Genomic DNA, 12875 nt, shown 5'->3' with positions numbered 1-12875 from the left:
GGCAGAAGGATTGATGCTGCGGGCTATTTCGCTTGGTGCGGACTTTGAAAGGGGGTGAGCATATGACGATTAACCTATTCTTTTTAACGTTAACGATAAAAAAACGGTTTAAGAGCCTGGAAGAATTCGAACGAGAACAGCAGATTGAGCAGATTTATGATGAAATGAAGGAGTCTCAGTTAAAGCATCTTTATTTAACAAACTGGCGCTAAAAGCAATAAAAAAACTGAAGGGGGAATGGCATATGCTTAGAATGGAATTATTGATGCATTATACAATGGAGAAGGACCAAGTTTAGCGAAACAGCTGTCAAGAAAATGCGCACCTGCATATAGTAAATCAACGTTATTGTGAGGCAGGTGATGGCATCATGAACGGTGATCAAAAAAGGCTGCCGTCGATTGGCCATGGTTATGCGTCCATGCCGCATTCCTTCAAACATGGCTATGGAAATCCGTTCCGACAGCAGAGGCTGATGGCAATGCAGCAGCAAAGGCTGTATGTATTCCCTTATCATTGGCATTAGAAAGAGGGCAGAAAACATTTTGTTTTCTGCTTTTTTTGCGGGAAAAATGAAAAAGTTTAGTTCTATCGAAACGTTTTTAGACACATTGCCGTCTAGTTGGTACCTTCCTTCCCTTTTAGAAAAGAAGATGATGTTTATTTTTCGAATATAATAAATAAACATAGGAAACCAAAAGTAGGTGTTTAAAATGCTAGAAAATAGACTCTATAAACGATCGAATCTTTGGAAATTATTTTCTCGGAAATATAAGCAAATTAAAACCATTGAGCATATGATGATTGACTCTATAGATATACAAGGAAATGACAGAATTTTAGAAATTGGAATCGGAAATGGCAGTGTTTTTAAAAGCATAGCCAAGAAACTAGACAAGGGAAGCTTAAAAAGCATTGATCCTTCAAAGCGAAAGGTAAGACAGATATCCCGTGCGAATCGAAAAAACATGGGGAAAGGGGAGGTTTTTCATGGCTTTCCAGAGAACCTTCCCTTTGATGACCGTATCTTTAATAAAGTGTTTTCTTTACATACGGTTCAGAGCTGCACCGATATTAGGCTTGCATTAAGAGAAATTTACAGGGTGCTTCAAATTGACGGCCGGTGTTACATCAGTATTGATGCAAATACCGGTGAAAAAGAAAAAACGTATATTCAACTGTTGAAAGACCAGCATTTCAGGGAACTTTCTGTCATCAGGCGTGATTCCTGTCTATGTATTGTGGCTGTTAAATAAAAAATTTCTCGGGAAATATATCCAAGGTCCTTACATGAGGGATTGGGTATATTTTCTTAATTTTTTATTTTTTGCATATACTTTATATTAAAAAAAGTTTTTTTCATATAAACTTATAACAGAAGAAAGAACAAAGAGGTGATATCAGATAGGGCAAATATTTTTTATGAACAAAAGGAATGAATATTCATTCCGCAAACGAATCGGAGGTTGCATTACATGTTATCCGCATCCAGCAGTAAATACGACATGATTATGAAAGCGTCAGTCTCGCTTTTTACAGAAAGGGGTTTTGACGCTACGACTATTCCTATGATAGCTGAACGTGCTCATGTGGGGACAGGGACGATCTATCGCTATTTTGACAGCAAAGAAACACTCGTCAACGTACTGTTTCAAGAAAGCATTCAGCGATTTACAGAAAAGCTGAAGCGAGACATTTCGGAACTGCCTGTCAGAGAAGGCTTCCACCACGTATTTAGCTGTCTCGTTCAGTTTACGAAAGAGAGCGATTATGCGCTTTTTTTTCTTGAAACCAAAAAAGACGCTCATTACTTAAATCGTACAAGCAAAAAAATGATAGAAAATCTGACTCAAATGCTTGATGACTATTTTAATAAGGGAAAAGCGGAAGGCGTGATTCGCAGCCTGCCCTCTAATGTGTTAATCGCGATTGTATTAGGGGCGTTTCTCAAGATATATCAGCTCGTTCAAACAGGTGATATAGAGATGGACACTGGTTTAATTACTGAATTGGAACAGTGCTGCTGGGATGCCATTAAGCTTCAATCATCACAAAAATAGGAAAGGGAGATGTCAATGAAACAGGCAAGCGCAATACCTCAGCCCAAAACATACGGACCTTTAAAAAACCTTCCGCATCTGGAAAAAGAACAGCTTTCTCAATCTTTATGGCGGTTAGCTGATGAATTGGGACCGATTTTCCGTTTTGATTTTCCGGGAGTATCCAGTGTTTTTGTCTCAGGCCACAATCTTGTGACTGAAGTGTGTGATGAAAGCCGCTTTGACAAGAACCTTGGCAAAGGTTTGCTAAAGGTGCGCGAGTTCGGCGGAGATGGCTTATTTACAAGCTGGACGCACGAACCGAACTGGCAAAAAGCCCACCGTATTTTGCTGCCAAGTTTTAGCCAAAAAGCGATGAAAGGCTATCATTCTATGATGCTGGATATCGCAACCCAGCTTATACAAAAATGGAGCCGCCTTAACCCCAATGAAGAAATTGACGTAGCGGACGATATGACGCGTCTGACGCTTGATACGATTGGGTTATGCGGGTTTAACTATCGATTCAACAGCTTTTACCGTGATTCGCAGCATCCGTTTATCACCAGCATGCTCCGTGCCTTAAAAGAGGCGATGAATCAATCGAAAAGACTGGGCCTGCAAGATAAAATGATGGTGAAAACGAAACTGCAGTTCCAAAAAGATATAGAAGTCATGAACTCCCTTGTCGATAGAATGATAGCGGAGCGAAAGGCGAATCCGGATGAAAACATTAAGGATCTCTTGTCTCTCATGCTTTATGCCAAAGATCCAGTAACGGGTGAAACGCTGGATGACGAAAACATAAGGTATCAAATCATCACATTTTTAATAGCTGGACATGAGACAACAAGCGGTTTGCTTTCCTTTGCGATTTATTGTCTGCTTACACATCCGGAAAAACTGAAAAAAGCTCAGGAGGAAGCGGATCGCGTGCTAACGGATGACACGCCTGAATATAAACAAATCCAGCAGCTCAAATACATTCGGATGGTGTTAAACGAAACCCTGAGACTGTATCCAACAGCTCCGGCTTTTTCTCTATATGCGAAGGAGGACACTGTTCTAGGCGGGGAATATCCGATCAGCAAAGGGCAGCCTGTCACCATTTTAATTCCGAAGCTGCACCGGGACCAAAACGCTTGGGGAGCGGATGCGGAAGATTTCCGTCCGGAACGGTTTGAAGATCCTTCAAGTATCCCTCATCATGCGTATAAGCCGTTTGGAAACGGCCAGCGCGCTTGTATCGGCATGCAGTTTGCTCTTCAAGAAGCGACAATGGTTCTCGGTCTTGTATTAAAGCATTTTGATTTGATAAATCATAATGGCTATGAACTAAAAATCAAAGAAGCATTAACAATCAAGCCGGATGATTTTAAAATTACTGTGAAACCGCGGAAAACAGTGGCAATCAATGTACAGCGAAGAGAACAGGCAGACATCAAAACAGAAACAAAGCCAAAAGAAACCCAACCTAAACACGGCACACCTTTACTCGTTCTTTACGGTTCAAACCTTGGGACAGCTGAGGGAATAGCCGGTGAACTGGCCGCTCAAGGCCGCCAGATGGGCTTTACAGCTGAAACGGCTCCGCTTGATGATTATATCGGCAAGCTCCCTGAAGAAGGGGCAGTCGTCATTGTAACAGCTTCTTATAATGGGGCTCCGCCTGATAATGCCGCCGGCTTTGTAGAGTGGCTGAAAGAGCTTGAGGAAGGCCGATTGAAAGGCGTTTCCTATGCGGTATTCGGCTGCGGAAACCGAAGCTGGGCCAGCACGTATCAGCGGATTCCACGCCTGATTGATGACATGATGAAAGCAAAGGGGGCAACGCGTTTAACAGCGATTGGGGAAGGTGATGCGGCCGATGATTTTGAAAGCCATCGCGAGTCTTGGGAAAACCGCTTCTGGAAGGAAACGCTGGACGCATTTGATATTAACGAAATCGCCCAGAAAGAAGACAGGCCTTCATTGTCGATTACTTTTCTCAGTGAAGCGACGGAAACGCCGGTTGCCAAAGCATATGGCGCGTTTGAAGGGATTGTATTAGAGAATCGAGAGCTCCAGTCAGCTGACAGTACGCGTTCGACCCGCCATATTGAATTGGAAATTCCGGTGGGGAAAACATATAAAGAAGGCGATCATATCGGAATCCTTCCGAAGAACAGCAGGGAGCTTGTTCAGCGGGTTCTCAGCCGATTCGGTTTGCAGTCCAATCATGTAATACAAATAAGCGGAAGCGCTCATATGGCTCACCTGCCGATGGACCGGCCGATTAAAGTAGCGGATTTACTGTCGTCCTATGTAGAGCTGCAGGAACCGGCTTCAAGGCTTCAGCTTCGCGAGCTGGCTTCTTATACAGTCTGCCCGCCGCATCAAAAAGAACTGGAACAGCTCGTTTCAGATGATGGCACTTACAAAGAGCAGGTGCTTGCAAAACGTCTTACCATGCTTGATCTTTTAGACGATTATCCTGCCTGCGAAATGCCGTTTGAGCAGTTTTTAGCACTTTTGCCATCACTAAAACCGAGATACTATTCCATTTCAAGTTCACCGAAAGCCCATGCAAATATCGTGAGCATGACGGTAGGAGTTGTGAAAGCCTCAGCATGGAGCGGCCGAGGTGAATACCGGGGTGTCGCCTCTACTTATTTAGCAGACCTGAATAGAGGTGATGCAGCAGCCTGCTTCATTCGTACGCCGCAGTCCGGATTCCAGATGCCGGATGACCCTGACACGCCTATGATTATGGTTGGTCCGGGTACAGGAATTGCGCCATTCAGGGGCTTTATTCAGGCAAGATCTGTTTTGAATAAGGAAGGAAGCACGCTTGGTGAAGCACTTTTATACTTCGGCTGCCGGCGCCCGGATCATGACGACTTTTACAGAGAAGAGCTGGATCAAGCGGAACAGGAAGGTTTGGTCACAATCCGCCGATGCTACTCACGCGTCGAAAACGAATCAAAAGGATATGTCCAGCACTTGCTCAAGCAAGATTCACAGAAATTGATGACACTCATTGAAAAAGGAGCCCATATTTACGTATGCGGTGATGGATCGCAAATGGCTCCTGACGTAGAGAAAACTTTGCGATGGGCATATGAAACTGAAAAAGGGGCAAGTCAGGAAGAATCCGCCGATTGGCTGCAAAAGCTGCAAGACCAAAAACGTTATGTAAAAGACGTTTGGACAGGAATGTAATAAAATCCCGCCAATCTGATTGGCGGGATTGCTTTGCATGTGAGAAAACCGGCACGATAATGAAATCTACTGAAAAGGATGTTATAGGGAGTATCGCGCCGGCCTTATTATTCATATCGTCATACAGAGGCAAAAGTTTAGTTCTTTTTACCTTATTTTTAAAAATAAATAGTCTAAAAGTCTTGTTTTCGATTTTTGACTCAGGCTTTCGGCATTTTATTCTTTCTTATTCCTTAAGATCGGTCATCTGTTAAAGATTGATGTTTGAATTGCCGTTCCACATGTTTACGGTAATGAAGGTCATGAATCAGCCTAATGGTCGGCCTGATTAACAGCAGCAAGCTTCCGACCGCAAACAGCCATATTCCTGCCGACTTTAAACGGTCATAGAAAAAGAAAAAGCTTCCAACGAGAAACAAAGCACCGATGATAAAATCGTTTACTGTATAAAGAATCTTATATCGTTTTTTGAAAAAAAGCTCATATCGTTTCAGCTCTTTTTGGATGTCATGTTCTTCATTTCCTTTCATTATCATCCCTCCATTCAATTTTGGCTTACCCTTACGTAAACGGCATGTAAACATAAGGGCTGCCTTGCTGAAAGAAGACATAATCAACGATCAGAAACTAAAGTAAAAAAGTGATCCGTATAGGATCTCTTTTTTACGATTTCATCGCCTGAACAATAAGAGCAGTCAAAGCTTTTGCCCCTTTAGGAACCAAGTGAACACCATCAGGGGTAAAATATTCCGGATGCCGAAGGGCTTCTGTATGCCAGTCAACTAACGTAACATTTTGATGTGCGCTTGCCTGGTGCTGTAAAGATTCATTAACCTTGCTTTCCCATTGGCGGGGAACCCGTGTATTGACGAGATAGATATGGGCTTTTGAGAAAGATTGAAGCAGTTGTTCGATTTGGCTGTTTGTAAAGTAGCCATTGGTTCCAAGCTCAATGATGACAGCCTTGTTGGGCTGATTAAAAGACTTGTATTCCTTTGCGAGTTCCAAAGCTTGAGACATTTGTCTTCCCACCTTTCCATCAATCGTCACATTTGAAAGTGACTGATGCAGGTGTGAAGAAATATCAAGCATGACGGAATCGCCTATAGCTAACACTTCTATCGCAGTGTCTGCGGGTTCTTTCGACTGTTGAGATTGCGTGTCTTTCTTTTTATGAGTCTCTTGCCCATTATTTTTATTTTCCTTTTGTCCTTGCTTGGTGCCTGGTGTTTTTTGTTCAGGATTGTGTTTTTTATCTGCTGCAGCATTCTTTTTATCCCCAGAAGCTTGGCTGGTGTCAGCATTTGTTTCTTGTGAGCTATAGGTCCATTTAGTAGGGTGCTTTTGCTCTCCGGCCAATCCAGACAGCCCTCCTGCAAAAATAAGTATAGTGAAAATGACGAAACCAATTGACATTTTGCTAATAACAGATGTCGTTTTCCATTCCTTGATTCTATGTATCAAAATACCGCTGAAAAATGTTCTAAATCCCTGTGTCCGTATCGGCTTCTCAATAAAATGATAGGAAAGCTCGGCAAGTATACATGTCACAATAATCTTCAGCACGATATGCCAAAACACAGGGTTTCCGATCTCTTGAACTGGTGTGCTCAACACAATAACAGGGTAGTGCCAAAGATAAATACCGTAAGACCTTGTTCCAAGCCACCGAAGCGGCCTCCATGAAAGGAGCTTGCCTAAAAAGCTGCTCGGATGGCAAACACATGCGATAAGAATTGCAGCAGTGATGCTAATGAATAGCATTCCGCCTCTGTAAAGAAAAGGTTCGTACTCATCTGTGAAATAGACACATAACACTAAAATGCAAAATGTCGAAAATTCAGTGGCGTGCAAAGTGTGCTTCAGTTTGCTTGGCAGCCTGTTGGAAGACAGCCTTTTCATCGGCCATACCAAAGCCAAGGCGCAACCGATGAGAAGGTCAAACGAACGAGTATCTGTACCATAGTAGACGCGGCTCGGATCTCCGCCAGGTTCATACAGTATGCTCATCATCATGGCTGAACAAAGCGCAAGCAACGATATTACCGCAGCCAATCTGGCACGGCTTTTCAATATGTACATTCCAAAAACGAAAAACATTGGCCATATGATATAAAATTGTTCTTCAATCGCCAGCGACCAAAGGTTTTTTAGAGGTGATGGGGAACCGAAACTATCAAAATATGATAGCTTGTGAAAAATAAACCACCAATTGCTCATATAAAAGAGAGAAGAGATCGCATCCCCGCGTACGGTGTGCAATAGTTCCCGGTCAAACAATACGACCCAAACAACAGTGGAAAAGATCATAAGGTAAGCCGCTGGCAGAAGCCGCCGAATGCGGCGCACCCAAAAGTCCCAAAAATCAAGATTGATATCATTTCCATATGCTGGCAATAGAATGGAGGTAATCAAATATCCGGATAAAACAAAAAAGATATCAACTCCGATAAAGCCTCCGTTAGCCCAATTGAAATTTAGGTGATAAGCGATAACGGACAGGACGGCAAAAGCCCGAAGGCCATCAAGTCCAGAGATGTATCGATGATGCTGTGTCTTGTGATACATGGGTATTCCTCCAATAGTATGCAAATATTCTCGTTTGTTTTTGATAGCGAGGTTACGACCTCAAATAGAAAAGAGAGAAAACATCCATAATCTAAAATGGATGTTTTTTTATTTTATCGAATATAACGTTCTCCCACGAGCAAGTTTGAAATGACGCTGGTTGGAATTTTAAACTCGGTAACGCCCATATAGCCGGGGGCGACTTCATATTCGTCAAATGAGATCATAAGTTTATGGTCCTCAGTAATGTAAAACGTTTGATCAGGAAGAATCGTTTTGAACGGTTCAGCATCTTCATCAGTGAGCCAATATATTTTATTAGGATCTTCCTTCATTTGCTGTTTCATTTGCTCTTTGATGTTTTGACTGATGACTTTGATATAGCGCTCATCTTTGAATAAGCTTTTTAATGTAAGTAAAATATCATTCTTTTTGTCAATCGTAATATAACGGCTTTGTGTGTAGGAAGATGCTTGTGTTGTTTCAATATTGCGCCGGATCGAGAGCAAATCTGGCGTGTCTGTGACCGTCTCGTAATCACTGTAGATGCTGAGATGCCCTTTTTTGTTTTTGGATGTGGATTGTATAAACTCTTTATACAGCTGCTGGCTTTCTTTCAAGTATTTCTCGTTAATGCTGTTTTCAAGCTCTTTATTAGAAAGTCCGGACAAAGCAGGTGTTTTGACATCAATGCTTGATTGGTCTTTTTCCTCTTTGATTTCAATAAAGGTGATCGCTTTGACGATTTTGCCGATGACAGGGATCTTAGACATAGCGTGAGCGGCGTCAGGGTTGATATTCACAAGCGCAGTGAATAAAATAGCTGCAGCGATTGCTGCTGATGTCGGCCACATGACGATTTTTTTCTTTTTTGGTTCTTGCTGAAGGGCTTTTTCAACAATGACATCCAATTCTTTAGGAATCGGAACATTTTTATATTCTTCTTTTAATTGCTGTAATCTCTTATCCATTAAGAAAGATCCTCCTTCGTCAACTGAATGCGCATCAGCTTCAATGCTCTGTATAGGCGCGTTTTGACGGTATTCGTGTTTTCTCCTGTAATTTCCGCAATTTCTTCTAATTTGAGGTCTTCAAAAAAACGTAAAATAATAATGGTTTTATAGCGGTAAGGCAATTCGTCAAGCGCTTCATGGAGATCAGTATCCTTGTAATGGTCTTCTTTTCCCTTGCTTAAAAATTCTATCGTTTCGTCGTCCATCACTCTTATCTTTTTTTGTTTGCGCAAAAAATCAATAGCTGTCCGCACCAAAATTTTATAAAACCAGCTTTTTATCGTCTCGGGGTTTCTGATCGTTTCAACTGAGCTCAGCGCTTTTTTTATCGATTCTTGAACAATATCTAATGCGTCATCTTGATTTTTCACATAACTGAAAGCCAACCTGTAGAAATCTTGCTTATGATCAGTTATGCATGCGACAAGCAACGCTTTTGTTGTTTGTTTTTTCTTCATTGCAATAAAGGGCTCCTTTTTGAATATACGTATATCGTAGGCTGTTACCTAGGATAGACGCGGCAGGCTGAAAAATAGTTTGCGCAGAATCACATTTTTTTAAAGAAGTAAATCAGCATGGGGAAGTTTTTATGCATAAAAAAACAAGGCTTATTTCGTACAAGCCTTGTTTTTGGGGTAAACGATGCCAAACGCTATTCCAAGTAATGTTTTTTGAAATCTGAGTGGATAGAAAATTTACGACGCAATTGAATGAGGTTTTTCCCAAAGCTTTCTTCCAAAAGCTCTCTATGCTTTTTCAGAATTTCCATAAGGTACAGATCATGAATGATCACTTCAGTAATAGGCATGACTAAACCTACATGCATCGTCCATGCGGCACGGCTGTCGTTGCCAAGCGAGACAATGCCCGCAACTACTTCTGAATCATCTCCGCTATAGACAAGCCACCGTCCGTCATACTCTTCTGTAATTTCACTGCTCATATCATGCAGGTAAATATTAGCGAAATCAGAAACGATGTCTCCGTAAGCAATAATGGTGACAATAACGCCTTGATCTGCCGCCTGTTTGAGCTCTGATTCTATCTCTTCAAAATCCTCTTTCCATATTTCTAAGAGGATTCTTTTTTTTGCGGATAAGATACAGGCCTTCACTTTTTCAAGAATTTCACTGCGGCCGGTGATATTCCAGATGTTTTCCCGGTCATTTGCGGTCTGCTCGAACTTTTCAAAATATTTTTCAGCTTGATCAAAATGTTCTTCCGCTTTGAGCCGGCGGTTTTTAATCAGTTCTTTCGCGGGGACAGGAACATACTGAGGCGTATTTCCATGACTGACAAAAACATCTCCTCTGATCACAAGGCTTTCCAGGACTTCATAAATTTTAGAACGGGGCACTCCGGATTTTTTGGCAACGGCGTAGCCTGTTAAAGGTGATTCTTGCAATAACGCCAAATAAGCTTTCGACTCATATTCTGTAAAATTGAGATTTTTCAAAATGTCTAACATATTTTCCTTCATATATCCTCCAATATAAAAAGCAATCATTGCCTTTGTAATCGCTATTTTAACAAACCATATTGATTTATTCCAAACGCATTGATACAATTTTTATAAGTAGTTACTTTTGTAGTCACTATATGATTGAGGGGATTTTTAAAGGGGGAGAGAACAATGCACAGCTTACTCGCATACATACCGATCGCTGCCATGATGGTTATCATGCCGGGTGCAGATACGATGCTTGTGATGAAAAATACGCTTCGATATGGCCCGAAAGCCGGACGTTATAACATTCTCGGATTGGCAACTGGACTTTCCTTTTGGACGGTGATTGCCATTTTAGGATTATCGGTGGTGATTGCAAAGTCAGTGATTCTTTTCACAACGATCAAATATTTGGGAGCGGCGTACTTAATTTATTTAGGCGTAAAAAGCTTTTTTGCAAAAAGTATGTTTTCGTTAGATGACATGCAGTCCCAAACAAAAAATATGGCAAGTTCTCCGAAACGTTATTATAAAACTTCCTTTATGCAGGGATCACTCAGTAACATTCTTAATCCTAAAACTGTTTTGGTGTATGTTACAATCATGCCCCAATTTATCAATTTAAACGGAAATATAAACCAGCAGCTCATCATTTTAGCTTCAATCCTAACCTTATTAGCGGTGTTGTGGTTTCTGTTTCTTGTTTATATTATTGATTACGCGAAAAAATGGATGAAAAACTCGAGGTTCCAGAAAGTGTTTCAAAAAATAACCGGAATGATATTAGTAGGTTTCGGCATCAAAACTGGTTTGAGTTAATACTTAAATGAAGTGAACGAAATTTAAAACTTAGTGTTTGGCCTCATAAAAAAGACAAGGGAGTGAGTATCCCTTGTCTTTTTTTTATTTCATCTGATGTCCTCTGCGGGTTTGCAGCTTATACAAAATAATCAATAAAACAAACCAGACAGGGGTGACAAACAAAGCAACACGTGTATCATTCGCCAATGCCAATACGACAAGAATAAATGCAAGAAATGCAAGTGTTAAATAGTTGGATAATGGATAAAAAGGCATTTTAAATTTGTTTGCCTTCGCTTCATGCTGTCTTGTTTTTCGATATTTCAAATGGCAGATCACCGTGATGCCCCAAATAAAAATGAAGCATATTGTAGAAACACTTGTAATCAGTGTAAAGACTTGCTCAGGCATTAAATAATTCAGACTAACGCCAATCAGAATGGCGATGGTTGAAAAGAACAGCGCATTGCTTGGAACGTTAGAAGAAGTCAATTTCTTTAATAGTCCAGGTGCGTGATGATCCTTTGCAAGTGAATAGACCATTCGGCTTGTGCTGAATAAAGCGCTATTGGCAGCTGATGCGGCTGATGTTAATACAACAAAATTGATCAAACTGGCGGCCACAACGATGCCCACAGCAGAGAAGACCTGAACAAATGGGCTTTCGTTTGGATTCAACACATTCCAAGGATAGATACACATAATCACGAAAAGTGCGCCTACATAAAAAAGTAAAATCCGGACAGGGATTTGATTGATGGCTTTAGGGATCACTTTTTGGGGATTTTCTGTTTCACCAGCTGTCAGTCCAACAAGTTCAATACCCACGAAAGCGAAGACGACCATTTGGAACGATAGGATAAACCCATGCCATCCATTTGGGAACATGCCGCCATGGCTCCAAAGGTTGGTAAGGCTGGCAGGGCCGGAAGCTGCGGAAAAACCTTTCACAATCAGGAAAATGCCAGTTACGATCAGGGCCAGTATGGCAATGACTTTGATCAATGCAAACCAAAATTCTAATTCTCCGAAAAGTTTAACGGTGGCAAGATTCATGATCAGCAGGATAATAAGCGCAAGAAGGCCGGGCAGCCATTGAGGCACATCGGGCAGCCAATATTGCGTATAAATGCCGACCGCCGTTAAATCAGCCATCGCGAGGGAAATCCAGCAGAACCAGTAGGTCCACCCAGTAATAAATGCTGCCATGTTTCCTAAATAGTCCCTTACAAAATCCACAAAAGAGTGGTATCCCGCATTTGATAAGAGCAGTTCTCCGAGCGAACGCATAATGAAAAAGCAAAATACGCCGGTGATCAAGTAAGCAAATAAAATGGATGGCCCTGCAAAGTGGATGGATTTACCTGACCCTAAAAATAAACCTGTACCGATTGCACCTCCAATCGCCATTAATTGTATATGCCTGTTTTTAAGGCCTCTAGACAATTTCTGTTGCTGGCCAAAATTGTCTTTGCTAGAATTGCCTATCAATTTTATTTTCCTCCAATAATAAAAAGATGAGTAAAGTTTTAACGGATATTATAACATTTAAAAGAGGAGAGGCTTTTATTTTTAAATTTTAAAACTATTTTGAGTTTATGAATAAAACTTGCAGTTCTATTGAATAACAGAATAAACAGGAATGTCATTTGGACGATCTGATAGGCTATTTTTTAATAGGCATCGATTTGAACCATTGTATGCCCGCTATAATGGTGGCCTGCAGGGGATATCGGAGATTTTTCTATCCTAGGTGAATGGCTGTAAGACATCATCATTGCTGATAAGTTTACCGAATCATTAACT

At 41.2% G+C, this 12875-nt stretch carries 12 protein-coding genes; 6 read left to right on the top strand and 6 right to left on the bottom strand.

Going from position 1 to position 12875, the window contains the following annotated elements; all coding sequences use genetic code 11:
• The first annotated feature begins 62 nt into the window (after positions 1-62).
• The 5 genes from BFW96_RS12560 (at position 63) to cypB (ending at position 5240) form a co-directional block, all read left to right on the top strand.
• Entirely contained in the window at positions 63-212 is a 150-nt protein-coding gene (locus tag BFW96_RS12560) for a YrzI family small protein (protein WP_004399102.1), read from the top strand.
• A 155-nt stretch (positions 213-367) separates the two neighbouring features.
• A complete protein-coding gene (locus BFW96_RS21520) occupies positions 368-526 on the top strand; it encodes a hypothetical protein (RefSeq protein ID WP_139123535.1) in 159 nt (52 codons plus the stop codon).
• Positions 527-713: 187 nt separating this feature from the next.
• The gene (locus tag BFW96_RS12550; RefSeq protein ID WP_069839590.1) at positions 714-1256 is read left to right on the top strand and encodes a class I SAM-dependent methyltransferase; all 543 of its coding nucleotides are present in this window, start codon (positions 714-716) and stop codon (positions 1254-1256) included.
• 219 nt (positions 1257-1475) lie between these two features.
• A complete protein-coding gene (fatR, locus tag BFW96_RS12545) occupies positions 1476-2060 on the top strand; it encodes a transcriptional regulator FatR (RefSeq protein ID WP_069839589.1) in 585 nt (194 codons plus the stop codon).
• Positions 2061-2075: 15 nt separating this feature from the next.
• Positions 2076-5240 carry a bifunctional cytochrome P450/NADPH--P450 reductase CypB gene (gene cypB / locus BFW96_RS12540; RefSeq protein ID WP_069839588.1) on the top strand — a complete coding sequence of 1055 codons (3165 nt, stop codon included), beginning with the start codon at positions 2076-2078 and terminating at the stop codon, positions 5238-5240.
• Positions 5241-5473: 233 nt separating this feature from the next.
• Here cypB and BFW96_RS12535 read toward each other — a convergent pair whose 3' ends face one another.
• The 5 genes from BFW96_RS12535 to BFW96_RS12515 all read right to left on the bottom strand — a co-directional run bounded on the left by BFW96_RS12535 (position 5474) and on the right by BFW96_RS12515 (position 10301).
• The gene (locus BFW96_RS12535) at positions 5474-5770 is read right to left on the bottom strand and encodes a YrhK family protein (protein WP_069839587.1); all 297 of its coding nucleotides are present in this window, start codon (positions 5768-5770) and stop codon (positions 5474-5476) included.
• A gap of 133 nt (positions 5771-5903) precedes the next feature.
• A complete protein-coding gene (locus BFW96_RS12530; RefSeq protein WP_069839586.1) occupies positions 5904-7808 on the bottom strand; it encodes an acyltransferase family protein in 1905 nt (634 codons plus the stop codon).
• A 113-nt stretch (positions 7809-7921) separates the two neighbouring features.
• Positions 7922-8779 (bottom strand): anti-sigma-V factor RsiV, encoded by an 858-nt coding sequence (gene rsiV / locus BFW96_RS12525; protein ID WP_069839585.1) that lies wholly within the window; start codon positions 8777-8779, stop codon positions 7922-7924.
• Positions 8779-9279: an RNA polymerase sigma factor SigV gene (sigV, locus tag BFW96_RS12520; RefSeq protein ID WP_069839584.1), complete on the bottom strand. Its 501-nt coding sequence runs from the start codon at positions 9277-9279 to the stop codon at positions 8779-8781. Before sigV ends, rsiV begins: the two co-directional genes overlap by 1 nt.
• A 194-nt stretch (positions 9280-9473) precedes the next feature.
• A complete protein-coding gene (locus BFW96_RS12515; RefSeq protein ID WP_014664770.1) occupies positions 9474-10301 on the bottom strand; it encodes a TrmB family transcriptional regulator in 828 nt (275 codons plus the stop codon).
• Positions 10302-10454: 153 nt separating this feature from the next.
• Here BFW96_RS12515 and BFW96_RS12510 point away from each other — a divergent pair, with 153 nt between their 5' ends.
• A complete protein-coding gene (locus BFW96_RS12510; protein ID WP_040082335.1) occupies positions 10455-11087 on the top strand; it encodes a LysE family transporter in 633 nt (210 codons plus the stop codon).
• Between the two features lie 84 nt (positions 11088-11171).
• Here BFW96_RS12510 and BFW96_RS12505 read toward each other — a convergent pair whose 3' ends face one another.
• A complete protein-coding gene (locus tag BFW96_RS12505) occupies positions 11172-12560 on the bottom strand; it encodes an amino acid permease (RefSeq protein ID WP_069839583.1) in 1389 nt (462 codons plus the stop codon).
• Positions 12561-12875: the final 315 nt, after the last annotated feature.

The sequence above is a fragment of the Bacillus sp. F56 genome (assembly GCF_001748205.1).
GTDB classification, from domain to species: Bacteria; Bacillota; Bacilli; order Bacillales; family Bacillaceae; genus Bacillus; species Bacillus stercoris.
This window is presented reverse-complemented; position numbering and strand designations above follow the sequence as displayed.

Excerpts from the sequence above, each read along its gene's own strand:
- BFW96_RS12560 (WP_004399102.1), top strand. The coding sequence starts at position 63 with ATGACGATTAACCTATTCTTTTTAACGTTAACGATAAAAAAACGGTTT.
- BFW96_RS12550 (WP_069839590.1), top strand. The coding sequence starts at position 714 with ATGCTAGAAAATAGACTCTATAAACGATCGAATCTTTGGAAATTATTT.
- fatR (WP_069839589.1), top strand. The coding sequence starts at position 1,476 with ATGTTATCCGCATCCAGCAGTAAATACGACATGATTATGAAAGCGTCA.
- cypB (WP_069839588.1), top strand. The coding sequence starts at position 2,076 with ATGAAACAGGCAAGCGCAATACCTCAGCCCAAAACATACGGACCTTTA.
- BFW96_RS12535 (WP_069839587.1), bottom strand. The coding sequence starts at position 5,770 with ATGAAAGGAAATGAAGAACATGACATCCAAAAAGAGCTGAAACGATAT.
- BFW96_RS12530 (WP_069839586.1), bottom strand. The coding sequence starts at position 7,808 with ATGTATCACAAGACACAGCATCATCGATACATCTCTGGACTTGATGGC.
- rsiV (WP_069839585.1), bottom strand. The coding sequence starts at position 8,779 with ATGGATAAGAGATTACAGCAATTAAAAGAAGAATATAAAAATGTTCCG.
- sigV (WP_069839584.1), bottom strand. The coding sequence starts at position 9,279 with ATGAAGAAAAAACAAACAACAAAAGCGTTGCTTGTCGCATGCATAACT.
- BFW96_RS12515 (WP_014664770.1), bottom strand. The coding sequence starts at position 10,301 with ATGAAGGAAAATATGTTAGACATTTTGAAAAATCTCAATTTTACAGAA.
- BFW96_RS12510 (WP_040082335.1), top strand. The coding sequence starts at position 10,455 with ATGCACAGCTTACTCGCATACATACCGATCGCTGCCATGATGGTTATC.